Origin of the sequence: Methylobacterium sp. E-065 (assembly GCF_022829605.1) — a bacterium.
GTDB lineage: Bacteria > Pseudomonadota > Alphaproteobacteria > Rhizobiales > Beijerinckiaceae > Methylobacterium.
This window is the reverse complement of the sequence record NZ_JAKSYD010000118.1, coordinates 15,096-38,594: the sequence shown is the minus strand read 5'-3', so window position 1 is coordinate 38,594 and position 23,499 is coordinate 15,096. Positions and strand designations below refer to the sequence as shown.

The following is a 23,499-nucleotide window of genomic DNA, read 5'->3' as shown; positions in this document are numbered from 1 at the left end:
AGGCCCCCTCTCCCGTGCGGGAGAGGGTTGGGGTGAGAGACGAGAACGTTTAGGATCGAGCACAGCCTTGCGGCGTGTATCGGTCGCGCCTCTTCCTGAGAGTTCTCATCCCTCACCCTGCCCCTCTCCCGCTCGGGAGAGGGGACACGCGCCTCATCCTGCAGCCGCGTTGCCGGGCGCAATGTCCGAAGCTGGTAGCCCACACGAGAAACCGGACGGATCGGGCAACCCGATTTGGCGAGGTCCTGCACCATCACGCCTTCGACACCCCCCAGGTGAACGGGATCGGCCCCTTCACGATGCCCGAGACGCTCTTCCGCCATGCCTGGTAGCCAAGGAAGAACCCGGTCGGGACGTAGACCACGCCCTCGCAGGCGGCGGCGTTGACCTTGTCGATCGCGGCCTTCTCGGAGGCGGGATCGGCGGCGTCGAACCACTCGGTGATCCCCGCCTCCACGGGCGGGACGTTCGGCCAGCCGAACCACGCCTTGTCGCCGTTGGCGCGCACCGCCGGGTAGCCCGCCGGGTTGATGGTGTCGGCGCCCGCATGCCAGGTGTGGAACATGTTCCAGCCACCCTGCGACGGCGGCGCCTTGGAGGCGCGCCGGGTGCCGGTGGTGCCCCAGTCGGTGGCGACGAAATCGACGTTGAAGCCCATCTGCTTCAACAGGTCGGCGGTGATGTCGCCCTGCGCCTTGGTGATCGGCTGGTCCTGCGCCACCACGCAGGTGACGGGCTCGCCCTTGTAGCCGGCCTCCTTGAGCATCTTGCGGCCCAGCGCGATGTCGCCCTTGCCGACATTCTCCCCGCCCGCCTCGCTGTAGAGCGCTGTGCCCGGGGTGAAGAAGCCGGGGAGTTTCTTCCACAGGCTGTCGTCGTCGCCGACGATCGCCCGCATGTAATCCTCCTGGTTCATGGCGGTCAGGACCGCCTGCCGGATCTTCGGATTGTCGAAGGGCGGATACAGGTGGTTCATCCGGAACGACCCGACATTGCCCAGCGGGTCGGCGATATCGACGGCGAGGTTGGCGTTCTTGCGCAGCAGCGGCACGAGGTCGGAGATCGGGTTCTCCCACCAATCGACCTCGCCGTTCTGCAGGGCCGCCGAGGCGGTGGCGGCGTCCGGCATGATCACCCACTCGACCCGGTCGACGAGAATGCGCTTGCCGCCGGCCAGCCAGGAATTCGGCTCCTCGCGGGGCTTGTAGCCGGCGTATTTCTCGAACACCGCCCGGGCGCCCGGAACCCACTCGTTGCGCACGAACTTCATCGGGCCCGAGCCGACATACTCGGTGATCTGCGTGAACGGGTCGGTCTTGGCGATCCGCTCCGGCATGATCAGCGCCATCGGGGCGTTGGTCTTGCCGAGCGCGTAAAGGAGTTTCGGAAACGGCTTCTTGAGGCGCCAGCGGAAGGTTCGGTCGTCGGTGGCCGCCAGCTCGTCCTGGACGCCGCGGATCATCAGGCCGATCGGGTCGCGGGCCATCCAGCGGGTGAGGCTCGCCACCACGTCCTTGGACAGGACGGGTTCGCCGTCGTGCCACATCAGGCCGGGGCGCAGCCGGAACGTCCAGGTCAGGTGATCGCCCGAGACCTCCTCGGACTCGACCATCTGGCGCTGCGGCTTCAGCTGGTCGTCGACGCCGTAGAGCATGTCCCACACGAGGGTGCCGGCGTTGCGCACCACGTACTGGGTGCCCCAGATCGGATCGAAATTCGCGAGGTTCGCCTGCGGTACGAAGCGCAGCACCTTGGCGCCCTGGGCGAGCGCCGGCATCGCGACCTGCGGCGCGGCCAGCCCGAGCGCGGCCGAACCCTTGAGGAAGGTCCTGCGGTCCATCGTGATCTCCCTGGCGGTGCGGATCTCAGGCACGCGTCGCCGGCCCACGCCTTGTGGGCGAGTTTGAACAATTCTTAGGCAGGGGCGCAATGGCCCGGTGTGACAACGGGGACGGGACGCGCACCAACGCGACCGCCAGCTTGGCGGCAGGCAGGCTCCACAGGTGGACGGGCAGTACGGTCATCGCGGTCACGGGCGGTGTCTCGCAAACCCTGCGCCAGCGATCCGATTTTGCGTTTTGTATTCAGGAAGGCGGATTGATCGCCCCTCCGCGATGTGGCCTCTGGACGGCGCGACGATGCGGGCGCGCGACCTGAGACGGGAGTAGAAGCCGCTTCTCCCGCAAGCTGGGGACGGACAACCGTAGGTGGACCGTCTTGTGCTTACGACACGCGGGCAGCGCCCCCTCCCCTCGCCTACGGGGCGCGACGCCCTACGCTTTCATGAAATCCCCGGGAGACAGGCCATGACGGATCCGATCCTCTCCGTCCGCGACCTCACGGTCTCCTTCCGCTCGGACGGGCGCTGGCGGGAGGTGGTGCACGGCGTCTCCTTCGATGTCGGCCCCCGCGAGACCGTGGCGCTCGTCGGCGAATCCGGTTCGGGCAAGAGCGTCAGCGCCCTGTCGGTCCTACGGCTCCTGCCCCAGGACGCGAGCCGCATCGGCGGCAGCGTGCGCTTCGAAGGCCGGGACCTCCTGGCCGCCCCCGAGTCCGAGATGCGGCGGGTGCGCGGCGATTCCATCGCCATGATCTTCCAAGAGCCGATGACCTCCCTGAATCCGGTGCTGACCATCGGCTTCCAGATCGCCGAGGCGCTGATCCGGCACCGGGGCCTGTCACGCGCCGCCGCCGAGGCGGAGGCCCTCCGGCTCCTCGACACGGTGCGGATCCCGGCGGCCCGCGCGCGGCTGCACGAATACCCGCACCGCTTCTCCGGCGGCATGCGCCAGCGGGTGATGATCGCCATGGCGCTGGCCTGCCGGCCCAAGCTCCTGATCGCCGACGAGCCGACCACCGCCCTCGACGTGACCATCCAGGCTCAGATCCTCGACCTCATCAAGAGTCTCCAGGATCAGGAGGGGATGTCGGTCCTGTTCATCACCCACGACATGGGCGTCGTGGCCGAGATCGCTGACCGGACGGTGGTGATGTACAAAGGCCAAGCCGTCGAGGACGGCCCAACCGCGCGGATCTTTTCCGAGCCCGCCGAGCCCTATACGCGGGCGCTGCTCGCCGCCGTCCCGCGGCTCGGCGCCATGGCGGGCCGCTCCCGGCCCATGCGCTTCCCCATCATCGACCGCGCCACCGGCCTCGCCGCGGCGCCTGCCGACGATCCGAACTCCTTGCCCGATCCCTCGCCCGACACCGCCAGAGCCGCCGAGCGCCCGCTTCTGGAGGTGCGCGACCTGACCACCCGGTTCGAGATCCGCTCCGGCCTGTTCGGCCGCGTGACCGGCCGCGTCCATGCGGTGGAGCGGGTCTCGTTCAGTCTCGCGGCGGGCGAGACCCTGGCGCTGGTCGGCGAATCCGGCTGCGGCAAGTCCACCACCGGCCGCTCGATCCTGCGGCTCGTCGAGCCCCTGTCGGGCTCGGTCGTGCTCGACGGCGAGGACATCACGGGTCTCGACGCCGGCGCCCTGCGCACCCGCCGTCGCCGGATGCAGATGATCTTCCAGGATCCGTTCGCCAGCCTCGACCCGCGCATGAGCGTCGGCGCCGCGGTGGCCGAGCCGCTGCTGATCAACCGCCTCGCCTCCCGCACGGACGCCCTGCGCCGCGCCGAGGATCTGCTCGCCCGGGTCGGGCTCGCCCCCGACATGGCGCGGCGCTTCCCGCACGAGTTCTCCGGCGGCCAGCGCCAGCGCATCGCCATCGCCCGGGCGCTGGCGCTGAACCCCCGGCTGATCGTCGCCGACGAGGCGGTCTCGGCCCTCGACGTCTCGGTCAAGGCGCAGGTCGTGAATCTGATGCTCGACCTGCAGGCCGAGTTCGGCCTCGCCTACCTGTTCATCTCGCACGACATGGCGGTGGTGGAACGGGTGAGCCACCGGGTAGCGGTGATGTATCTCGGCGAGATCGTCGAGATCGGCCCGCGGGACGCCGTGTTCAGGAACCCGCAGCACCCCTACACCAAGAAGCTGCTGGCGGCCGTCCCGGTCCCCGATCCGGCCCGGCGCCGGGCGCGGCACGCCCTGCCGGACGACGAGATCCGCAGCCCGATCCGCGCCCCGGACTACGAGCCGCCGGAGCGGCTGTATCGGGAGGTCTCACCCGGCCACAGCGTGCAGGATTGGGATGCCGATTGGGGCCCCGCGGAGGCCGACGCCAAGCCCGGGGCGGCAGCCGCCTGAGGGCAGCGATAACCTGACGGCACGGCGCGGGCTCCGCACCCGACCCCGTTGGCTGCGCCGAAGCCTGCACTTCTGCGGATCGCGTCGCACGCGCGCCGTCCACGCGAAACGGCCGAACGCCGACCAGCGAGCGCTGCAGCAGCTTTGCAGGGCCGCTCAACCGACGGCGGGGCCCCCTACGAGCCGTGGCCTGCGGGGGAGCCAACCGCGACACTGCATCAGTGAAGAAACCTGAGCGTTCGCGAAACAACCAACCGCTGTCAAACCGCGCGCCAGGAAAATTTCTGCAGGAACAGCTTGTCGTTCAAAAATAAAGTATTTTATGCGCTGGCTCATATTCGATGAGCGATTTTTTTGGAAGATAAAGAAGCTTTCAAGATCCTTATTTTGCGAAAATATCTTTCAATCCATTCTCGAAACCGGCCCCCATAAACCATGAAAGCTGGCCATAAAGTGGGATATGGCTTATGAAGGTCTAAAATGATTGCAGGATCCGACTGAATGATGGCGATTGATGTGCTGCGGAGAGCCGGTGGCGTGCGCTGGCGCAACCTGAGCGCACCCGCCTTGGTGCCCCCGCCTCGGCAGCGCGCCGCCGCGATGATCGGCGGTTGACCCGATGCGCCGCCTGCACTTCGACGCCCTGAAGCCGATCTGCCCGGCCTGCCGCCGCACCGCGCTGGTTCTGGAGCCGGGCGCGCAGGCGACGAGCAACGCGGTCGTGTCCGGGGTCCTGCGCTGCCTCGATCCGGAGTGCGGTGAGCGCTTCCCGATCATTGCGGGCGTTCCGATCCTGGTCCCGGACGTCCGCGGCTGGCTCGCGGTGAATCTTCCGCTCGTCCTGGCGAGCGATGTCGAGGATGCGGCGGTCGAGGCGGTGATCAGTGCGGCGCTCGGGCCGGACGCGGCCCACAACATCAGCCGCGCGCAGCAATCGCGATACGCCCACGATCATTACGGCGACCTGTTCGCAAGCGAGCCGGACGGTGCGGAGCCGCCGCCCGGCCGCGCCCGGCATTGCCTGGCGGAAGCCCTGCGGCACCTTGGCGTTGGGCGCGGCCCGAGGCTCGATATCGGCTGCACCGCCGGCCGAACCAGCTTCGATCTGGCGGCCGCCTACGACGTGCCGGTGCTCGGCGTGGACCTGAACTGGCCCCTGCTGCGGATTGGCCGGGGCATCCTCGATCGGGGCCTGCTGCGCTACCCGCTCCGGCACGGCGGCGACGCCTATGAGCGTCGGGAAACCTACCACTTCCCGCCCGAGGCCGAACGGGTGGATTTCTGGATCGCCGATGCCCGGGCCCTCCCGTTCGCCGCGAACACGTTCCGCCTCGTCGTCGCGCTGAACGGGCTCGACTGCGTACCGGACCCCGCGCGCCTCGTCGCCGAGGCCAGCCGCGTCACGCGGCCGGGCGGCGACATCGCGTTCGCGACGCACTTCGATCAGGCTCCTCAGGCCCTAGCGCCGTCCGCATGGCTCGAAGGTCCCGATGCCCTTGCGACGATGATCGCCGCAGCCAACTCCGACATCCCCGGCGCCAAACCCCTGAAGCCGACTCGGCCGCCCCTCGACCTCCCCTGGCCCGTCCGCCAGCAGGACGAGGGCACGGTCGTCCACCGGTCAAGGCTGATGACGATGACGGCGGGGGCGGATTGAGCGCGGCACACGCCGTCGCGTAGGCGGGGACGGCCGCAACTGGTAATCCCGGCCAGCAACCGAGGCCAAACGCGACGGGCACGGGACCCCGATCCCGATCGACCGCAGAAAGGCCGGCGAGGGTCCGCCATGTCCCTATCCGCCAAGCTGCAGCGGAGCGCGCCGGAGAGAGCGGCCCGTTCGGGTGGGCTTGATCGGGGCCGGCAAGTTCGGCTCGATATACCTGTCGCCGGCGCCCCGCACGCCGGGGATCCGCGGCGGAGGGAGAGAAGCCGGGCCGGCGCGCGTTCCCGCCGAGAACCGCAGGCTCGATCACCCCTGACGCAGCGGCTGACCGGCCGGCGGCCGCGTGCCGAGATGGCCGCGCAGGGTCCGGCCCTCGTACTCCGTGCGGACCAGGCCGCGGCGGCGGAGTTCCGGAAGCACCAGTTCGATGAAGTCGTCGAGCCCCCCGGGCAGGGTCGCCGGCATGATGTTGAAGCCGTCCGCGCCCTGCTTTTGGAAGCGCTCCTCCATCTCGTCCACGATCTGGGCGGGCGTCCCGACGATCTGCGAGTGGCCGCGCGCGCCCGCGATCCGCAGATAGAGCTGGCGTAGGGTCAGCCCCTCCCGGCGGGCGAGGTCGAACATCAATTGCTGGCGCGACTTGGCGCCGTTGGCCTCAGGCAGTTCCGGCACCGGCCCGTCCGGATCGTAGCCGGAGAGGTCGAAGCCGCCGATCATCCGCTCCAAGAGCGCAAGACCGACCACGGGGTCGATCAGGTCCTGGAGCGCCTCGAACTTCGCCCGTGCCTCCGCCTCGCTGCGTCCCACGACGGGGAACAGGCCCGGCATGACCTTCAGATCGTCGCGCTCACGTCCGAAGCGGCCCATCCGGTCCTTCAGGTCGCCATAGAATTCTGTCGCCTCGTCCAGCGTCTGGTTGGCGGTGAACACGATCTCGGCGGTGCGCGCCGCGAGATCCTTGCCGGGGCCCGACGCGCCGGCCTGCACCAGCACCGGCTGGCCTTGGGGCGTGCGCGAGATGTTGAGCGGGCCCCGCACCTCGAAATGCGTGCCGTGATGGTTGAGGGGTCGAAAACCGTCCGGCTTCGAGAACTGGCCGGATGCCTTGTCGATGACCACGGCCTCGTCGTCCCAGGTGTTCCACAGGCCGAGGACGACGTCGACGAACTCCTCCGCGCGCTCGTAGCGGTCGCCGTGCCGCGCGATCCGGTCGGCGCCGAAATTGGCGGCCTCCGCGTCCGTGGTCGAGGTCACGAGGTTCCAGCCGGCGCGGCCGCCGCTGAGATGGTCCAGAGAGGCGAACCGGCGGGCGACGTTGTAGGGCTCGTTGAAGCTCGTCGAGGTGGTCGCCACCAGCCCGATCCGGCTCGTCACCGCCGCCAGCGCGGAGAGCAGCGTCACCGGCTCGAAATGGGTCGAGCGCGCCGTCCGCTCGCTGGAGCGCAGGTTGCCGTCGCGGATGCCGGTCCCGTCTTCAAGGAACACGAGGTCGAACTTCGCGGCCTCGGCCTTCTGCGCCCAGCCGACGTAGCGCTCGAGGACGAGGCCGCCATCCGCCTCGCTGGAGGGATGGCGCCAGCCGGCGATATGATGCCCGGTGGCGTAGAAGAAGGCGCCGAGGCGCAGCGTGTCGTGTCGCATGACCGATGGACTCGTGGCGGTGCGGGCGGAACGTGAGTCCGCCGATGTGAATCAGGCCGGTGGGCGGGATGCAACCGCCGCCCGGATCCGGGCCCGCGATTGAGAAGCGTCTTCTCCAGATGGGGCCCCAGGCGGCGGTTCGCGACGCCACGGGGCCGCGGCGGGAGACGCACGCGCGGTGACGATCGATCCCGTCACCCGGCCTTCGCCCATGGCCGGGCGGGCGATCACCGAGCATGAATAGCGCCGGCTATGCAGCACGGTAGCGCTACTCAGGAGCTTTAACGAGACGTGATTTGGAATTGTTCGGAATTCAATGCATCATAAATCCGCATTGAGCCGCCCCCGCACGACAAGAAGGCTGGACGCTCGTGCGCGGAGGAATCATGAACGAGATCGTCAAGCCGGACTCCCTGATCGTGGCCGAGGCCGAGAGCCTGACCGAGACCTTCTTCGGGGGCTGCCCGCACGACTGTCCGGACACGTGCTCGATGCTGTTCGACGTCAAGGACGGCCAGCTCCAGGGGGTGCGCGGCAACCCGGATCACCCGATGACCCGCGGCGGTCTCTGCGTGAAGCTGAAGGACTACGAGAAGCGCCACTATCACCCGGACCGGCTCCTCTACCCGATGAAGCGGGTCGGGCCGAAGGGGTCGAAGCAGTTCGAGCGGATCACCTGGGACGAGGCGCTGGACACCATCGTCACGCGCTGGAAGGCGATCATCGACCAGTACGGGCCTGAGGCCATCGCGCCCTACAGCTATCTCGGCAACCAGGGGCTGGTGCACGGGCTGAACGGCGGCGACGCCTTCTTCAACCGGATGGGCGCCACGGTGACCGAGCGGACGTTCTGCGGCGAGGGCTCCTGCACCGCGTGGCTGCTCACGGTCGGCCCGACCGCGGGCCTCGACCCGGACAGCTACATCCACTCCAAGTACATCGTGATCTGGGCCTGCAACTCGGTCAGCACGAACCTGCACCACTGGGCAATCGTGAAGGACGCGCAGAAGAAGGGCGCCAAGGTCGTGGTGATCGACGCCTACGCGTCCCGCACCGCCAAGGCGGCCGACTGGCACATCGCGCCGAAGCCCGGCACCGACGGCGCGCTCGCCATGGCGCTGATCAATTCGATCATCGAACAGGGCCTCGTCGATCGGGACTATGTCGACAACCACACGGTCGGCTTCGCGGAGCTGAAGGAGCGGGCGAGCACCCGCACGCCCGAATGGGCCTCGGAGATCACCGGGGTCCCCGCCGAGGACATCCGCACGCTGGCCCGCGAACTCGCCACGGCCCAGCCCGCCGCGATCCGCATGGGCGTGGCGCTGGAGCGGCACTACGGCGGCGGCCAGACCATCCGGGCGGTGACCTGCATCCCGGCGCTCACCGGCGCGTGGCGTCATGTCGGCGGCGGCGTCACGCAGTTCGGGGTCTGGGAGCATCCCTACAAGTTCGACGTGATGTGCCGGCCCGACCTGATCCCGGAGGGCACCCGCGTCGTCTCGAACCTGCAGATCGGTCGCGCGCTGACCGGCGAGATGCAGCTCGACCCGCCGATCATGTCGATGATGTGCTGGAACTCGAACCCGGTCACGCAGGCGCCCGAGACCGACAAGATCGTCGAAGGGCTGATGCGCGAGGACCTGTTCATGGTCTCGGCCGAGCACTTCATCTCGGACACGGCCTCCTACGCCGACATCCTGCTGCCGGCCACGATGGGCGCCGAGATGGAGGACATGATCCTGTCCTGGGGTCACCTCTACCTGACCTACAACACCAAGTGCGCCGAGGCGCCGGGCGAGTCGATCCCCAACAACGAGATCTTCCGCCAGCTCGCCGCCCGGCTCGGCTTCGAAGAGGAGAACTTCACGTGGACCGATAGCGAGTGCTTGGAGCACTACGTCGATTGGTCCGCCCCGGCCTGCGAGGGCATCGACCTCGCCTATATGCGCGCGCACGGCTTCGCCCGCCTGAAGGTCGGTACGCCCGACGACCGCGCGCCGCACAAGGACGGCAACTTCCCGACGCCGACCGGCAAGTGCATGTTCATGGTCGAGGGTGCCACGAACTTCGTCGCGCCGCCGTTCCGGCAGATGTACGAGGGCTTCCAGCCCGGCGAGGCGCTCGATCCGCTGCCCGACTACCTCGGCCCGCGCGAGTCCCACACGAACGACCCGGAGCTGGCCAAGCGCTTCCCGCTCAACATCGTCTCGCCCAAGAGCCACTACTTCCTGAACTCCTGCTACGCCAACATGGAGGACAAGCAGAAGGGCCAGGGCGAGCAGTTCGTGATGATCAGCCAGCACGATGCCGACGCGCGCGGCATCCGGGACGGCGACCGGGTCAAGGTCGGCAACGACCGCGGCGCCTTCAAGGGCGTCGCGCGGATCACCGACGACGTGAAGGCCGGCATCGTGGTGGCGACGCTCGGCTACTGGCGCCAGCTCAACGAGGGGACGGTCAACAGCATCTCGTCCGGCGCCTTCACCGACATGGGCCACGCCCCATCCTTCTCGGACAATCTCGTCGAGGTCGCCCGGGCGAATTGAGGGTCGGCGAACGGGCCGCTTTTCCCTCCCCCTTGTGGGGAGGGGCCGGGGGTGGTGCAGGATCACGTGTGACGGTGCCTTCTGCACCAGCCCCACGCGGGATCTGCGATCCCCAAACTCCTCCCCGAATGGGAGAGGAAAGAGTCCCAGCCCGGCCCCTGCCCTACTGGCGCAGCGGCTCCGGCTTCTGCCGGTCGGGGAGCATTTCCCGCAGGTGGTCGTGGACCATGTCGGCGGTGAACGGCTTGCCGATGAAGCGAGCCCCCTCCGGCATGTCGCCCGGCCCCGGCTGCAGTTGCCCGGACGCCACCACGATGGCGATGTGCGGCCAGCGCTCAGAGGTCTCGCGCGCGACCGCAAAACCGTCCCGCGAGCCCGGCATCTGCACGTCGGTGAACAGCAACACGATCTGGGCGTGCTCCCGGCCGAGCAGCGTTATCGCCTTATCGCCGTCGCTGGCCTCGAACGTGCGGAACCCGGCCTCCGACAGGATGTCCATCGCGTCCATGCGGATGAAGCCGTCGTCGTCGACCACGAGGGCATAGGGCGCCGGGGGCTGGGCTGATCCGCTCATCCCCCGATAAGTCCTAACCCAGGTCAAAGGTTCGTGCGCGCGGGCGCGGCCGGGATCAGTCCCCGTCCATGACCCCGGCACGGTCCCCGACCCGGTCGAGCAGATCCTCAAGCCGGAACACCGACCGCTCGGCCACGAAGGCCCTGTGCTCGGCCTGCATGATGCGGAACTCGGCCTCCATGCAGCGCACGACGACGCGCTCGTAGTCGGAGGAGATCTCCGCGAGGGCGCGCTCCAGATCGGTGTTCCGCCGGTTGATCTGCGACAGCTCGGCTTCGAGCGCCTGGATCGTCGCGTCCTTGACGGTGCGTTCCTCGTAGAGCCGCCGGAACAGCCCGCTCGCCCGCTGCTGAATGACGGCGCGCCACCCCTGGAAGCCGCGGATCTCATCCGCGGCCTGCCGGATCAGCGCGAGGGTCAGGCGCGGATCGATGACCCGGAAAGCCGCGTGCGAATCCTGCGCCCGCGGTATCGCCTCGGCGATCACGGTGGCCTCTATCGTCGTCGATTGCGCCATCGTCGCACGAGGACCGAGGCTACTCGGTCTCGTTGGGCACGCTGGTTACGGGAGCGGGCCTGGTACGGTTGCCGAAGGCCTCGATCGCCGCATCGTGGAGACGCACGAGCCATTCCTCGGCCTCCGCGGCCCGCACCTCGGCCAGCCGGACCCGCTCCTCCGACCGCGCCAGGTTCTGCACCCCCGTGGCGACCTCCTGCTCCAGGCGCCGGATCTCGAGATCGGCCTGGGCGACGACCTGGGCCAGCTGCGCCTCCAACTCGGCCGCCCGCTCCTCCCCAACCCGGATGGCCTCGCTGGCCTCGCGGATCAGGTCGACGGCCGAGGCCCATTCGCGGGTGACGGTGGGGCCGCCCTCGTTCGGGCTATCGGCCGTGGCAAAGGTCCCGTTCCGGCTCTCGAGACCCATGAAACTGACCACCTTCTCGGGGGACGCGTCCGCCTTCGCCTGCCACGCGCGCATCATCACGTTCGGGCTGCCGTTGTAGGCGGTGTCGATCGAAGCCCTATCGCTCATCGTTGGAAAACCCCTCACAGGTCAGCATCGGATCAGCCGGCCGTGCCGGGAGATGCGAACGGGTGCACGTTGCTCGGCTCGCCGCGCTCGGCGGGCAGGGCCGGCTCGTGCGGCAGGCCCTCGCCCATCCCGTCCGGCTTGCGCCAGCCGCGGCCGGAGCGCTTGAGCGCCTCGTACTGCTTCTGGAGCGTCGCCCGGGTCTCGCGGGCGATGTCGAGGGCGCCCTGCACCAGGGCCCGCTCCGAGCGCTCGTTCTGAAGATCCTCGGCAAGGCGCCGGTTGGTGGCCTCGAACTCGATCCTGGCGGCCTCCTGGCGGTGGGTCAGCTGCTCGATCCGCTCGGTCAGGGCGGCGTTGCGGGTCCCCGCCTGCTCCAGGGCGGCGTCCTTGGCGGCGAGCGCCTTGGCCAGCATGTCGCAGCGCGCATCGAGGTCGCCGCGGGCGCGCTGCATCTCGACGAAGCGCTCCGTCTGCCGGGCGAGATCCTCCTGGACGGTATCCAGACGCCGCTCCGCGGTGACGCGGGCGATGTTGGTCTCCTTGAAGTTGCGCTCTGCGAGCCGGTGGGCCTCGTCGCGCTCGCGCAGCTGCGCCCGGGCTTGGCCCAGGAGCTGCTCGTTCGTGTCCGCCCGGTTGGCGGCGGCCTCCAGCTTCATGGCGAGCGCCGAGCGCTCGGTGCGCAGGGCGGCCGTGTCGGTCTCGAACTGGGCTTCGAGGCGGGCGCGATTCGCGACCTCGGTCGCGAGCTGGCCCTCGGCCGTCCGCGCCTTCTGCCGCTCGGACTCGACCGCGCCCTCGACGGTCCGGAACCGGGACTCGAGCTCGTCGAGGCGCAGGATCTGATCCTCGTTCTGGCTTCGCAGCCGCCGGTTGTCCTGTTCAAGGGCCGCCAGGGTCTCCCGCGCCGCCTGCAGATCGTGCTCCGTCCGCGTCAGCGCGCTGTCGGCGGCCTGGGCCTCCGTCCGCAGCGCCTTGCCCTCGGCGACCAGCGCCTTGCCCTGCTCGATCTCGGCGGCGAGGCGCCGCTCCAGATTCTCGAAGGCCAGCACCCGGTCCCGGAGCTCGATCGCCTGCGCGGCCAGGACGGCGTCGCGGGCGTGGAGCTGCTCCTCGGCCCGGGCCACCCGCGCAGAGGCCTCGGAATACTCGTTGGTCAGGATCGAGATGCGGGCCGAGAGTTCAGCGGCCTCCAGACGGACCGCCTTGCCGGTCTGGAACTCCTGGGCCAGCGAGGTCTCCAGCTCGGCGATGCGCATGCTCGCCCGCGGAAGCTCGTCGCTGATGCTGACGATCGGCTCCAGGATCGACACGAAATCGTCCTGCAGCGAGCGGATGTCCTCCAATCGGTCGACCATGGCGTCGATGCGCTGCCGCAGCATCTCGTCGCGCTTGCCGATGGCGTCGAGGGAGGAATGGGCCCGATCCGGCAGGGCAGCCCGCTGAGCCGGCGCCTCGGCGTTCAGGCGCGTCCGGGCCTGCGGCATCGTGGGCTCGGTTGCCGGCCGGGAAGCCGACTGGGCCGATCCATGAGCCGACCCCTGAGGCTCGGATCCCCCCTCGGACGAGGAGAGCATGTTACGAAACGACGTCCACGCCATGAAACGAGCTCGATCGCGCCCACAATCCGGGCGAATTAACTAAATCTTAATCCAATAAGACTGTCGAGCGATATTTTGCCCTCTACTTGGCAGTTCACAGGATCAAACTAGAAGCGACGCGCGACACGGCTTTCTGACGTCCGGAGGACTTCCGGCGGCAGGCAGGGGCCGCATCGTCCAGTGCCGCCGGCCGGGGCTGGGCAAGATCGTTCCACCACGCCCAGCGGGTCAGCGCCGACGGGGCGTCGGACATGCCGCGCGCATCGGAGCCGGCCCTGGATCAACCGTTAACGCATCGTTAACGATTTACCGGACGTTAATAAACCTGTCCCTGGCCCGATACTGAGAAATCCTCGATCGCGGGCGCCCGGTGTCGCTTATGGGTGACGAAAACTGTGTTTCGGGCCCTGACCCGGCGATGACGGCGCGCGGAGGATTTTCGGTGACGGCGATCGTTCTGGCGGTGGCGCCTGTCGAACCTCTGCGTGAGGGCCGGCGCTCCTACACACCCCAGATTCTCCTCGCCGTCGGCTGGGTCGGCCTGTTCGCCTACTGCACCGCCTACTTGACCGAGGACATGCCGTTCCGGATGTCGGCGCCCCTGGCGGTCGGGGAGCCGCTGTTCGACCCGCCGGAGGATCTGCCGCGCCGGGCGCTGGCAATGGTCCGGCCGGAGGATCCGACGACCACCTTGGCGAGCGTCGCCGTCCCTGCGGCGACGGCTCCCGTGGTCGAGGCGGCCTCCGCACACGCCCCCATGACGCCTGCCCAGCCGGCCGTTCCAGCCGCGACGCCTCGTCCGGCCGCCGATTATGTCGGGACCTGGGGCCCGACGGCGGAGGCCTGCGCCGCCCCGTCGCGCCGGCACGGTTACCTGCCGGCCACGATCACGCCCGAGCGCGCCAGGGCCGGCGACACCCTCTGTACGTTCCGCGACCCACACCGTTCCGGCAATGCCTGGACCATGGCGGCCGAATGCGGGGACCGGGACCGCCGCTGGTCCTCCCAGGTCCGCCTCGTCGTCGAGGGCGACCGCCTGACCTGGACGAGCGCCTGGGGCACGTCCGCCTATATCCGCTGCGGCCGCCGCACCGGCTGAGATGGGGGCATCCGTCGGGCGGTCCTCAGTGACCGATGCCCGTGGAGCTGACCCGCGACGTTGACCATCATCGCCGGCGTATCCCGCCGGGTCCGGGCGCTTCCGCTCTGAGACCGCGTCCGCGCGAACCCGCTTACAGCCGGCTAACCACGACGCGTGATTCCGCGACCTGAACCACTCCGACCCCGGACGCAGACGGGTTATTCCGACGTGGCCCGCGACGCGGGACAAGCGAATGAGTCGAGGAGGTCTCCGATGGCGGATCCGAACGGGCAGCAGCTTTCGGACGAGGAACTCGATCGCTTGGCCCGCAAGTTGTTCGCGGAGGTCCGGGCGGAGAGCCCCGAGGCGAAGGCGGGACGGGCCCTGGAAAGCGCCGGCGCGATCGCCGGAGCAGTCATCCCGGTCCTGCCCGACTGGCTCCTGTCCGATGACGGCGCTGCGAAGGCGAGCGAGCGCGCCGACTGACCGGTGCCCGCCACGGTTGGCCGGCGCGATCAGGGGGCCGGCGTCAGCGGGCCTCCTGCCCGCTTCCCATGGTGCCGAGGTCGGGCGCGGTGTCGGAAATGTCCAGGCCGCGTGCGGTGAGCACGGCCCGCAGGGCGGTCGCGAGCCCATCCGCGGTGAATGGCTTGCGCAGGTAGCCCGCCCCCATCGGCACCTCACCCTCGGCCGGCCAGGCGAACCCCGATACGATCAGGATCGCGCGTTCGGGCCAGCGCGCCGCCACCGCCTTGGCGAGGGTGAAGCCGGTGAGAGGCGCGCCCGCGAGATCGACATCCGCCACCATGGCGACGAGGTCCGGCCGGGCTGCCAGATGCGCTTGCGCGGCCTCGACGGTGGATGCCTCGGCCACCGCGTAGCCGGCCTCCCGCAGAGCCGCGGCCGCCTCCATGAGCTGCACGGGATCATCCTCGACCAGCAGCACCGCGGGCCGCGGCGCATACGCGTCCGCCATAAGGATCTCCAAGCGACAGATGCCGCATCAACGCGGCCGGGCTCGATCCGGCCCGGTCACTTTGTCGTGGCGGCCCGGGAGGGGCATCCCTCCCGGGCCGTTCAGGCCGCGTCCGGCATCCGGTCGATCAGCTTGTCGAGGGTGATCGGATAATCCCGCACGCGGATGCCAGTGGCGTTGTAGATCGCGTTGGCCACCGCGGCGGCGATCCCCGAGATGCCGAGTTCGCCCACGCCCTTCGCCTTCATGGGCGAGGACATCGGATCGGTCTCGTCGAGGAAGATCACCTCCTGGTGGGGGATGTCGGCGTGGACCGGCACCTCGTAACCAGCCAGATCGTGGTTGGCGAAGAAGCCGCGCTTGGTATCGACCGCCAGCTCCTCCATCAGAGCCGCGCCGGTGCCCATGACCATGCCGCCGATCACCTGGCTGCGGGCCGATTTCGGGTTGAGGATCCGCCCGGCTGCGCAGACCGCCAGCATCCGCCGGACCCGGACCTCGGCGGTGTAGACGTCCACCGCGACTTCGACGAAGTGGGCGCCGAAGGTCGAGACCTGCTGCGTCTTCGAGAAATCGCCGAACTCGATCGTATCCTCGGCGACCAGCTCGCCCTCGGCCGCGGCCTGGGCCAGCGGGATGGCGCGGTTGCCGGCGCGGACCTCGCCGTCCTCGAACACCGCGTCGGTGGCGTTGAACCCGAGTTTTTGGGCGATCGACTCCCGCAGCTTCACGCAGGCCGCGTAGACGCCCGCGGTCGAGGAATTGGCACCGAACTGGCCGCCCGAGCCCGACGAGACCGGGAAATCGGAATCGCCGAGGCGGACCACCACACGATTGAGGGGCACGCCCATCATCTCGGCGGCCGTCTGCGCGATGATCGTGTAGCTGCCGGTGCCGATATCGGTCATGTCGGTCTCGACCGTGACCGTGCCGCCGGCATCGAGCCGCACCCGGGCGCCCGACTTCATCACCATGTTGTCGCGGAACGCCGCCGCCATGCCGAGACCGACGAGCCACTGCCCGTCTCGCACCTGGCCGGGCTTCGGGTTGCGCTTGGCCCACCCGAACCGCTCCACGCCGAGCTTGAGGCAGCCCACGAGGTCGCGCTGCGAGAAGCGCAGATCCGGCTTGGTCGGGACGACCTGTGTGTCGTTGCGGATGCGGAACTCCACGGGGTCGAGGCCGAGCTTCTCCGCCATCTCGTCCATGGCAACTTCGAGCACCGCCAGTCCCGGGGCCTCGCCGGGCGCCCGCATGGCGTTGCCCTCCGGCAGGTCGAGCCGGGCGAGCTTCATGGCGGTCAGGCGGTTCTTGCCCGCGTAGAGGAACTTGGTCTGGTTCACCGCCGTCTCGGGATCGCCATCCGGCAGGTTGCCGGAGGTGCTCTCGTGCGCGATCGCCGTGATGGTGCCGTCCTGCGTGGCGCCGATCCGCACCCGCTGGATCGTGGCCGGCCGGTGGGTGGTGTTGTTGGCGATCAGCGGGCGCGTCAGCGCGACCTTCACAGGGCGCCCGGCGGCCTTCGCGGCCAAAGCCGCCAGCACCGCGTCGGCGCGTACGAACAGCTTGCCGCCGAAGCCGCCGCCGACATAGGGGGCGTCGAGCCGGACCTTGTCCTTGGGCAGGTTCAGCATCTTGGCGAGGCTGCCGTGGCCCCAGCCGATCATCTGGTTGGACGTCCAGAGCGTGACCTTCTCGCCGTCCCAGGCCGCCACCGTGGCGTGCGGCTCCATCATGGCGTGGCTCTCGTCGGCGGTCTTGTAGGACGCGTCGAGCGTGACCGGCGCCTGCGCGAACGCCGCCTCGAAATCGCCGACGCGCTCCTCGCCGTTGCCACCGCTGCCCTCGCCGCTGTCGGCCGGGACCGGCTCGGCATCCTTGGCGGCAGCCGCGAGATCGAACACGCCGGCTTCCGGGGCGTAATCGACCGTCACGAGGAACGACGCCGCCCGGGCCTGCTCGAAAGTCTCGGCCACCACGACCGCGACGGCCTGATGGTAGTGCTGGATCACGTCGCCGCCGAACAGGTAGGCGACGTTCATCACGCCGCGCTCGACCCGGGGGGTGTCGAGGGTGGTGACGATCGCGATCACGCCGGGGGCCTGCCGGGCCGACGCGGTGTCGATGCTTCGCACCCGGCCCTTGGCGATGGACGAGCCCAGCACGTAGCCATAGGCGGCGTCCGGCGCCACGTCGTGGCGCTCGTAGGCGTAGGGCGCGGTACCGGTGGTCTTGTACTTGCCGTCGATCCGGTCGGTGGCGTGGCCCACGACCTTAAGGCGGTCGATCGGGTTCGGGCCGGCTTGGGTGTCGAACTTCATGGTTCAGGCCCTCGCTTGGTTGAGCGCTGCGCTGAGTGTCCGCTCGGCGAGCGTCAGCTTGTAGGCGTTCTCGTGGGTCGGCTTGGCGTCGGCGAAGACTCGGCTTGTCACCGCCTTCGCGCCCTTCGGCAGGTCGGCCTCGGCCGCCTCGACCCGCCAGGGCTTGTGGGCGACGCCGCCGAAGGCGACGTGGCCGCTGCCGTCCTTGCCCAGGATCGCCGCCACCGAGACCAGCGCGTAGGCGTAGGACGCCCGGTCGCGGACCTTTCGGTAGATGTGCGTCCCAACAACCGGCTTCGGCAGCGTCACCGCGGTGATCAGTTCCCCGGGCTCGAGGTTCGTGTCGCGGGACGGCTCGTCGCCGGGCAGGCGGTGGAACTCGGCGATCGGGATTTTTCGCGCGGCGCCAGCGGCGTCGATCGTCTCGACGGTGGCGTCGAGCACCCGCATGGCCACCGCCATGTCGCCGGGATGTGTGGCGATGCAGGCCTCGCTGCCGCCGATCACCGCGAGCTGGCGGCTCACGCCGTCCAGTGCCGAGCAGCCGGAGCCGGGCTGGCGTTTGTTGCAGGCCTGCGCGGTGTCGTAAAAGTACGGGCAGCGGGTCCGCTGGAGCAGGTTGCCGGCGGTGGTCGCCTTGTTGCGCAACTGGCCGGAGGCGCCGGCGAGAAGCGCGCGGGCGAGGACGCCGTAATCCGTGCGCACCCGCGGATGGGCGGCGAGATCTGTGTTGCGCACCAGGGCGCCGATGCGCAGACCGCCCTCGTCTGTCGGCTCCACCGTGTCGAGGCCGAGCCCGTTCACGTCCACGAGGTGGCGCGGGGTCTCGATCTGCAGCTTCATCAGGTCGAGGAGGTTGGTGCCGCCGGCGATGAACTTCGCCTCCGGCGTGCGGGCGACCGCGGCGGCGGCCTCGGCGGGGGAGCTGGGACGCTCGTACGTGAAGGACTTCATGCCCGCGCTCCCGCGACCTCGGTCATCGCCTCGACGATGTTGGAATAGGCGCCGCAGCGGCAGATGTTGCCGCTCATGCGCTCGCGGATCTCGGCTTCGGTGACCTGGGGCGTGGCCTCGAGGTCGGCGGTGACATGGCTCGGGATGCCGGCCTTGATCTCTTCGAGGACGGCGACGCCCGAGCAGATCTGGCCCGGCGTGCAGTAGCCGCACTGGTAGCCGTCATGCTTCACGAACGCGGCCTGCATCGGATGCAGGTGGTCCGGCTGGCCGAGGCCCTCGATCGTGGTGATCTCGGCGCCCTGATGCATGATTGCCAGCGTCAGGCAGGCGTTGATGCGCCGGCCATCGACGATCATCGTGCAGGCGCCGCACTGGCCGTGGTCACAGCCCTTCTTGGAGCCCGTCAGGTGCAGGTGCTCGCGGGCGGCATCGAGCAGGCTGGTGCGGGTGTCGAGTTCGAGTTCGCGGCGCTGCCCGTTCACCGTGAAGGTGACTGTGGCGAGGACCGGCTCGTCGGTTCGTGTCGCGGCCGCCGTGGCGGTGGCTCCCACCATCAAAATCTCTCCGGTTCAGATCGAACTGTGCAGGCGGTGCATCGCTGGGATCCGGCCGACTCGGCCGGTCGCGAAACGGAGTGCCTGAGGGCAACGTTAACACCCTGGATCGGCTCCAAGGTAGGCGGCGGACGCGCGACGATCAGGGGTTCGGACAAAGCTGGGCCCATCCGTCGCGGCCATCGAAGGCGTGTGGCCAAAGGAAAGGGCCGACCCGAAGGCCGGCCCCATCCGCCATCCGTGCGCAGCGCTTACTCGGCCGCGGTCATCTCGGGGGTGTAGTGGCCGCACCAATCCGCGGAGGCGACCACGGGCCAGAGCCCCTTCGCTTCGGGCGCAGGCTGGCTGACGGGCGGGTTGAAGCGGCACAGGCCGGCATCGTTCTGCGCGATGGCGCCGTTGCCCTTGTGCTCGTCGAAGAACCGGCAGGTCTCACACTTGGCGTTCATGATCAGGCTCCCGTGGGACCGGCGACCGCAGGGCCGTCCGGGCGTCGTTTCAGCAGACCGTTCAAAACTTAGAAACGATCCAATCTGCTGAACCAACGGCGGGATGCCGCCTCGGTTCCCGCTGCGACGGCGTCAGCCAACCCGCGTGAGGCGGGGGGCGGCCCGGGCAGCCATGTCGGCGGTGGGTTCGAGCTCCGTGGCGTAGTCGGCGATCGGGCGCGGCTTGCCGAACAGGTAGCCCTGCATCTCGCCGCAGGCCTCCTCGGCGAGGAACGCCCGCTGCGCCTCGGTCTCGACGCCCTCGGCCACCACCCCCATGCCCAGGCTGCGGCCGAGACCGAGCACGGCCCGCACGATCACGGCCGCCTGCGGCTCCGAGCCGATCTGGGCCACGAAGGAGCGATCGATCTTGAGCTTGTCGAACGGGAAGGCCTGGAGGGTGGCCAGCGACGCGTAGCCGGTCCCGAAATCATCCATGCTGATCCGGATGCCGTAGTTCCTCAGGCGCCGGAGGATGCCCACGGCCCGGTCCATGTCGTTGATGATGATGCTTTCGGTGACCTCGAGTTCCAGGCGGCCGGGCGCCAGACCGGTCTGCGCCAGGATGGCCAGGACCCGCTCGGGCAGTTCGGGTCTCTGGAACTGCCGCGGTGAGAGGTTGACGGCGACCTTCAGGGGCTGCGCCCACCCCGCGGCCTCGCGGCAGGCCGCGCGCAGCACCCACTCGCCCAGCGCGACGATCAGCCCGGTCTCCTCGGCCAGCGGCACGAAGACGTCCGGCGCGATGTTGCCGCGCACCGGGTGGACCCAACGCAGAAGCGCCTCGAACCCGATCAGCGCGCCGGTCCGGCCGTCCACCTGCGGCTGGTAGTGGAGGCTGAGCCCGTCCTCATCCATGGCTTGGCGCAGGTCGCGCTCCAGCACCCGGCGCGCCTCCGCCTCCTCGTCCATGGCGGGCGTGAAGACGCGGAACGTGCCGCGCCCCTCGGCCTTGGCCCGGTAGAGGGCGAGGTCGGCGCGCCGGTACAGGCACTCCGCCGCCATGCCGTGCTCGGGGGCGAGCGCGATGCCGACACTGAGGCCGACGCCGATCCGGTGCTCACCCACGCAGAGCGGATGGTCGAACAGCGCGATGAGGCGCTCGGCCAGGGCACCAGCCTCCGCGAACCCGCCGGGGGTCAGCACGGCGAACTCGTCGCCCCCCAAGCGGGCCACGGCCCCGGCCCCGGCAACGCTCACGAGGGCGCCCGCGATGTGCCGCAGGAGCGCGTCCCCGGCCTGATGGCCGAGGCTGTCGTTCACGCCCTTGAACCCGTCGAGATCGAGGTACAGGACCGCGCAATCACCCGCATGCTGGGCGATGTCGGCCAGACTCCGCTCCACGGTCTCGTGGAACAGGGCCCGGTTCGGCAGGCCGGTGAGCACGTCGTGGCGGGCGAGGCGCGCCACCTCGGCCTCGGCGGCCTTGCGCTTGGTGATGTCGGTGAAGGTCCGCACGAAACCGCCATCCGCCAGGGGCACGGTGCGGACTTCGAGCACGCGGCCGTTCGGGCGCGCGCGCTCGTGAACATGAGCCTGCCCCGCTTCGCTGCGCGCCACCCAGGCGCGGAAGGCCCGGTCGGTGCGGTTCCGCTCCCGCTGGCCGGCCTGATAGCGCAGGACCGCCCGGTAGCTCGGCTGGGCCTGCATCATCGCCCGCGGCAGATCGAGCAGCGCCAGCGCCCGCTCGTTGCACACGCGCACGATGCCGCCCGCATCGACCTTGATGAGCCCCTGGTCCATGCTGTCGAGGGCTTCGTCCAGCAGCCGGGTCTTCTCCTGAAGCATGCGGCCCTGGCGGGCCAGCGCGACGTTCATGCTGTGCAGGCGGTCCAGCATCAGCGTCAGGGCGCCGAAGCCCAGGATCACCGCCATCACGGCGGCGATCACCCCGGCCAGCACGCGGCGGTCGAGGCCGAGCTGCGGGACAGCCAGGGCCGGATCCGGCACCACCTGGATCGCCGCCATGGCCAGGAAGTGAAGCAGCGCGATCGCCAGCGTCAGGATCGTGGCCGCCGCCGCCCGGGTGAGACCGTCGGTGCCGCGGACATGGACCGCCATGCCGGCCGCCGCCAGGAGCACGCCCGCCACGATGGCGGTGCCGGCGAGCGCGCCGTCCCAGGTGAAATGCCCGGGCAGCCGCACTCCCGCGATGCCGAGGAAGTGCATGCAGGCGATGCCGAGGCCGAGGACGAGGCCCGCACCCGCGCCTGCCCAGGCCGACGGCCGCGTCGAAGGTTCCGCGGACGAGCCCGATCGCGCGAACAGGAACGCCGCCGAGGCGGCCGCGATGGCGACGACGAGCGAGAGCAATGTGGTCCGTGGCTCGTAGCCCAGGACCACGCCGGGATCGTAGCCCAGCATGCCGATGAAATGCGTGCTCCAAATCCCGGAGCCGATCGAGAATCCGGCCGCCAGGAGCCAGATCAGGTCGGAGCCGTTGGTGCGGGTCCGGACCCGCTGTTCGAGCTTCAGCGCGACCAAGCAGGTGATCCAGCACACGCTGGCGGCAAGGACCACCACCCAGGCGGTGTGCTCTTCGGTCAAGCAGGTGAAGGCACGGTACATCGAGGCAATCCAACCGGCGGTATTGTCCGGTAGGTTACGCATCGAATACTAATCAGAAGTTGCACACCGCTACGGGAATATGCAACTCGCGCCACGGATCCTCAAACTTGGCCGCGGCGAGGTCCGGCGGTGAAGTCCGCGAGCAGACGCCGAAGGTCGTCCTCGTGGACCAGGCGTGCCGCATCCTCCGGCGCGAACCACCGGAGTGTCCGCTGCGCCTGCTCCGGCCAGTGTGGGTGCTCGATCTCGACCCGGAGCGGATAGACGCGCACCTTGCAGGGCAACGCGCGCCCTTGGGTGAGGCGCTTCTCGTAGCGGTACCAGCCGACCGGATCGGCCGCGATCTGTCCGGTCAGACCGGCCTCCTCGAACGCCTCACGCGCGGCGGCCTGATGCGCCTTGCGGCCGATCATCGGCCAGCCCTTGGGGATGATCCAGCGCCCGGTATCCCGCGAGGTGATCAGCAGCACCTCGATCCGGCCGTCCGGGCCGACCCGGAACGGCAGCGCCGCAACCTGCTTGAGCGGCTTGGCCCGCGCCTTCCGGAGTCGTTTCTTCAGACTCGGGCTTTTTGATTCCGTTTTCAGCGATGATCTCGCGGGTATGAGGAATGAATTTTCCGGTAGCGATTCTGCAATCTTTGATCTCCCACCGCCTTTACATAGTTGATAAATGCGGTTTTGCATCACGTTCCAATGCGCAAAGAGCCGTGCTTGTCACGCGATCCTCAGGATCGGACAGCGTGCTTGCGGCGCGATGATTTGTAGGCGAAAGTTCCAGGGTTCAACGACCCAGAGTCGCAGCATGGCTGTCGAAATCGAGCGCAAATTCATCGCGAGCCCGGCTGTGCTGACGCACTGCCGGTCGGGGACGCCGCTGATTCAGGGCTATCTCTACACCGATGCCGCCAACACGATCCGCATCCGCCAAGCGGGCCAGCTTATGCTGGTGACGTGGAAAAGCCCGCGGCGCGGCACATCCCGCGAAGAGGTCGAGTTCGCGATCCCCCGGGCGGACGGCGCGGCGCTGCTGGCGGGCGTGCCGGCCAGCCGGCGTCTGGAGAAGACGCGCTTCCGGGTCGTGCATGCCGGAGCCGTCTGGGACGTCGATGTATTCGGCGGCGCGCTGGCGGGCCTGATCCTGGCGGAGATCGAACTCGAGCGCGAGGATCAGCCGGTGATCTTGCCGCCGTGGGTCGAGTGCGAAGTCACGGATGATGCGCGATACCGCAATTCGCGCTTGGCCGGCGGTTCGATGCCCCTGCAGGCGGCGGCGTGAACTTGGGTGATGGGTCGCGGGCGC

At 69.3% G+C, this 23,499-nt stretch carries 20 protein-coding genes; 6 read left to right on the top strand and 14 right to left on the bottom strand.

Features of this window, described 5'->3' with window-relative positions; genetic code table 11:
• Window positions 1-253: 253 nt before the first annotated feature.
• Window positions 254-1,840 carry an ABC transporter substrate-binding protein gene (locus MKK84_RS16445; protein WP_243921498.1) on the bottom strand — a complete coding sequence of 529 codons (1,587 nt, stop codon included), beginning with the start codon at window positions 1,838-1,840 and terminating at the stop codon, window positions 254-256.
• 466 nt (window positions 1,841-2,306) lie between these two features.
• Here MKK84_RS16445 and MKK84_RS16440 point away from each other — a divergent pair, with 466 nt between their 5' ends.
• Together MKK84_RS16440 and MKK84_RS16435 are read left to right on the top strand one after the other, a co-directional pair.
• Complete coding sequence (locus MKK84_RS16440; RefSeq protein ID WP_243921495.1) at window positions 2,307-4,193, top strand: ABC transporter ATP-binding protein; 1,887 nt, start codon at window positions 2,307-2,309, stop codon at window positions 4,191-4,193.
• Between the two features lie 619 nt (window positions 4,194-4,812).
• A complete protein-coding gene (locus MKK84_RS16435; protein WP_243921493.1) occupies window positions 4,813-5,850 on the top strand; it encodes a class I SAM-dependent methyltransferase in 1,038 nt (345 codons plus the stop codon).
• A gap of 312 nt (window positions 5,851-6,162) precedes the next feature.
• Here the strand turns inward: MKK84_RS16435 and MKK84_RS16430 are convergent, their stop codons facing one another.
• Complete coding sequence (locus MKK84_RS16430) at window positions 6,163-7,497, bottom strand: LLM class flavin-dependent oxidoreductase (RefSeq protein WP_243921491.1); 1,335 nt, start codon at window positions 7,495-7,497, stop codon at window positions 6,163-6,165.
• A 386-nt stretch (window positions 7,498-7,883) separates the two neighbouring features.
• Here MKK84_RS16430 and MKK84_RS16425 point away from each other — a divergent pair, with 386 nt between their 5' ends.
• The gene (locus MKK84_RS16425; RefSeq protein ID WP_243921490.1) at window positions 7,884-10,046 is read left to right on the top strand and encodes a molybdopterin-dependent oxidoreductase; all 2,163 of its coding nucleotides are present in this window, start codon (window positions 7,884-7,886) and stop codon (window positions 10,044-10,046) included.
• 163 nt (window positions 10,047-10,209) lie between these two features.
• Here the strand turns inward: MKK84_RS16425 and MKK84_RS16420 are convergent, their stop codons facing one another.
• From MKK84_RS16420 to MKK84_RS16400, 5 genes are all read right to left on the bottom strand, one after another.
• Window positions 10,210-10,620, bottom strand: coding sequence for a response regulator (locus MKK84_RS16420; protein WP_243921488.1), 411 nt, complete (start codon window positions 10,618-10,620; stop codon window positions 10,210-10,212).
• Between the two features lie 55 nt (window positions 10,621-10,675).
• Window positions 10,676-11,137, bottom strand: coding sequence for a hypothetical protein (locus tag MKK84_RS16415; protein ID WP_243921486.1), 462 nt, complete (start codon window positions 11,135-11,137; stop codon window positions 10,676-10,678).
• Between the two features lie 19 nt (window positions 11,138-11,156).
• Entirely contained in the window at window positions 11,157-11,654 is a 498-nt protein-coding gene (locus tag MKK84_RS16410) for a hypothetical protein (protein ID WP_243921484.1), read from the bottom strand.
• A 32-nt stretch (window positions 11,655-11,686) separates the two neighbouring features.
• Complete coding sequence (locus tag MKK84_RS16405; RefSeq protein ID WP_243921482.1) at window positions 11,687-13,138, bottom strand: chromosome partitioning protein ParA; 1,452 nt, start codon at window positions 13,136-13,138, stop codon at window positions 11,687-11,689.
• A 208-nt stretch (window positions 13,139-13,346) separates the two neighbouring features.
• On the bottom strand, window positions 13,347-13,505 hold the full coding sequence (locus MKK84_RS16400; RefSeq protein WP_243921480.1) for a hypothetical protein: 159 nt from the start codon (window positions 13,503-13,505) through the stop codon (window positions 13,347-13,349).
• Between the two features lie 189 nt (window positions 13,506-13,694).
• On the opposite strand from MKK84_RS16400, the gene MKK84_RS16395 reads away from it, so the two are divergent.
• Both MKK84_RS16395 and MKK84_RS16390 read left to right on the top strand, forming a co-directional pair.
• Complete coding sequence (locus MKK84_RS16395; RefSeq protein WP_243921478.1) at window positions 13,695-14,351, top strand: peptidase inhibitor family I36 protein; 657 nt, start codon at window positions 13,695-13,697, stop codon at window positions 14,349-14,351.
• Window positions 14,352-14,606: 255 nt separating this feature from the next.
• The gene (locus MKK84_RS16390; protein ID WP_243921477.1) at window positions 14,607-14,819 is read left to right on the top strand and encodes a hypothetical protein; all 213 of its coding nucleotides are present in this window, start codon (window positions 14,607-14,609) and stop codon (window positions 14,817-14,819) included.
• Window positions 14,820-14,862: 43 nt separating this feature from the next.
• Here the strand turns inward: MKK84_RS16390 and MKK84_RS16385 are convergent, their stop codons facing one another.
• From MKK84_RS16385 to MKK84_RS16355, 7 genes are all read right to left on the bottom strand, one after another.
• On the bottom strand, window positions 14,863-15,309 hold the full coding sequence (locus MKK84_RS16385; protein ID WP_243921475.1) for a response regulator: 447 nt from the start codon (window positions 15,307-15,309) through the stop codon (window positions 14,863-14,865).
• 101 nt (window positions 15,310-15,410) lie between these two features.
• Window positions 15,411-17,630 (bottom strand): aldehyde oxidoreductase molybdenum-binding subunit PaoC, encoded by a 2,220-nt coding sequence (gene paoC / locus MKK84_RS16380; RefSeq protein WP_243921473.1) that lies wholly within the window; start codon window positions 17,628-17,630, stop codon window positions 15,411-15,413.
• Window positions 17,631-17,633: 3 nt separating this feature from the next.
• Complete coding sequence (locus MKK84_RS16375) at window positions 17,634-18,584, bottom strand: FAD binding domain-containing protein (protein WP_243921471.1); 951 nt, start codon at window positions 18,582-18,584, stop codon at window positions 17,634-17,636.
• Entirely contained in the window at window positions 18,581-19,141 is a 561-nt protein-coding gene (paoA, locus tag MKK84_RS16370; protein WP_243921469.1) for an aldehyde dehydrogenase iron-sulfur subunit PaoA, read from the bottom strand. Before paoA ends, MKK84_RS16375 begins: the two co-directional genes overlap by 4 nt.
• A gap of 251 nt (window positions 19,142-19,392) precedes the next feature.
• The gene (locus tag MKK84_RS16365) at window positions 19,393-19,590 is read right to left on the bottom strand and encodes a hypothetical protein (protein ID WP_243921467.1); all 198 of its coding nucleotides are present in this window, start codon (window positions 19,588-19,590) and stop codon (window positions 19,393-19,395) included.
• Between the two features lie 132 nt (window positions 19,591-19,722).
• A complete protein-coding gene (locus tag MKK84_RS16360) occupies window positions 19,723-22,197 on the bottom strand; it encodes an EAL domain-containing protein (protein ID WP_243921465.1) in 2,475 nt (824 codons plus the stop codon).
• 101 nt (window positions 22,198-22,298) lie between these two features.
• Window positions 22,299-22,703, bottom strand: coding sequence for an NUDIX hydrolase (locus tag MKK84_RS16355; RefSeq protein WP_313899342.1), 405 nt, complete (start codon window positions 22,701-22,703; stop codon window positions 22,299-22,301).
• 166 nt (window positions 22,704-22,869) lie between these two features.
• Here MKK84_RS16355 and MKK84_RS16350 point away from each other — a divergent pair, with 166 nt between their 5' ends.
• Window positions 22,870-23,475, top strand: coding sequence for a CYTH domain-containing protein (locus tag MKK84_RS16350; protein WP_243921463.1), 606 nt, complete (start codon window positions 22,870-22,872; stop codon window positions 23,473-23,475).
• Window positions 23,476-23,499 lie beyond the last annotated feature (24 nt).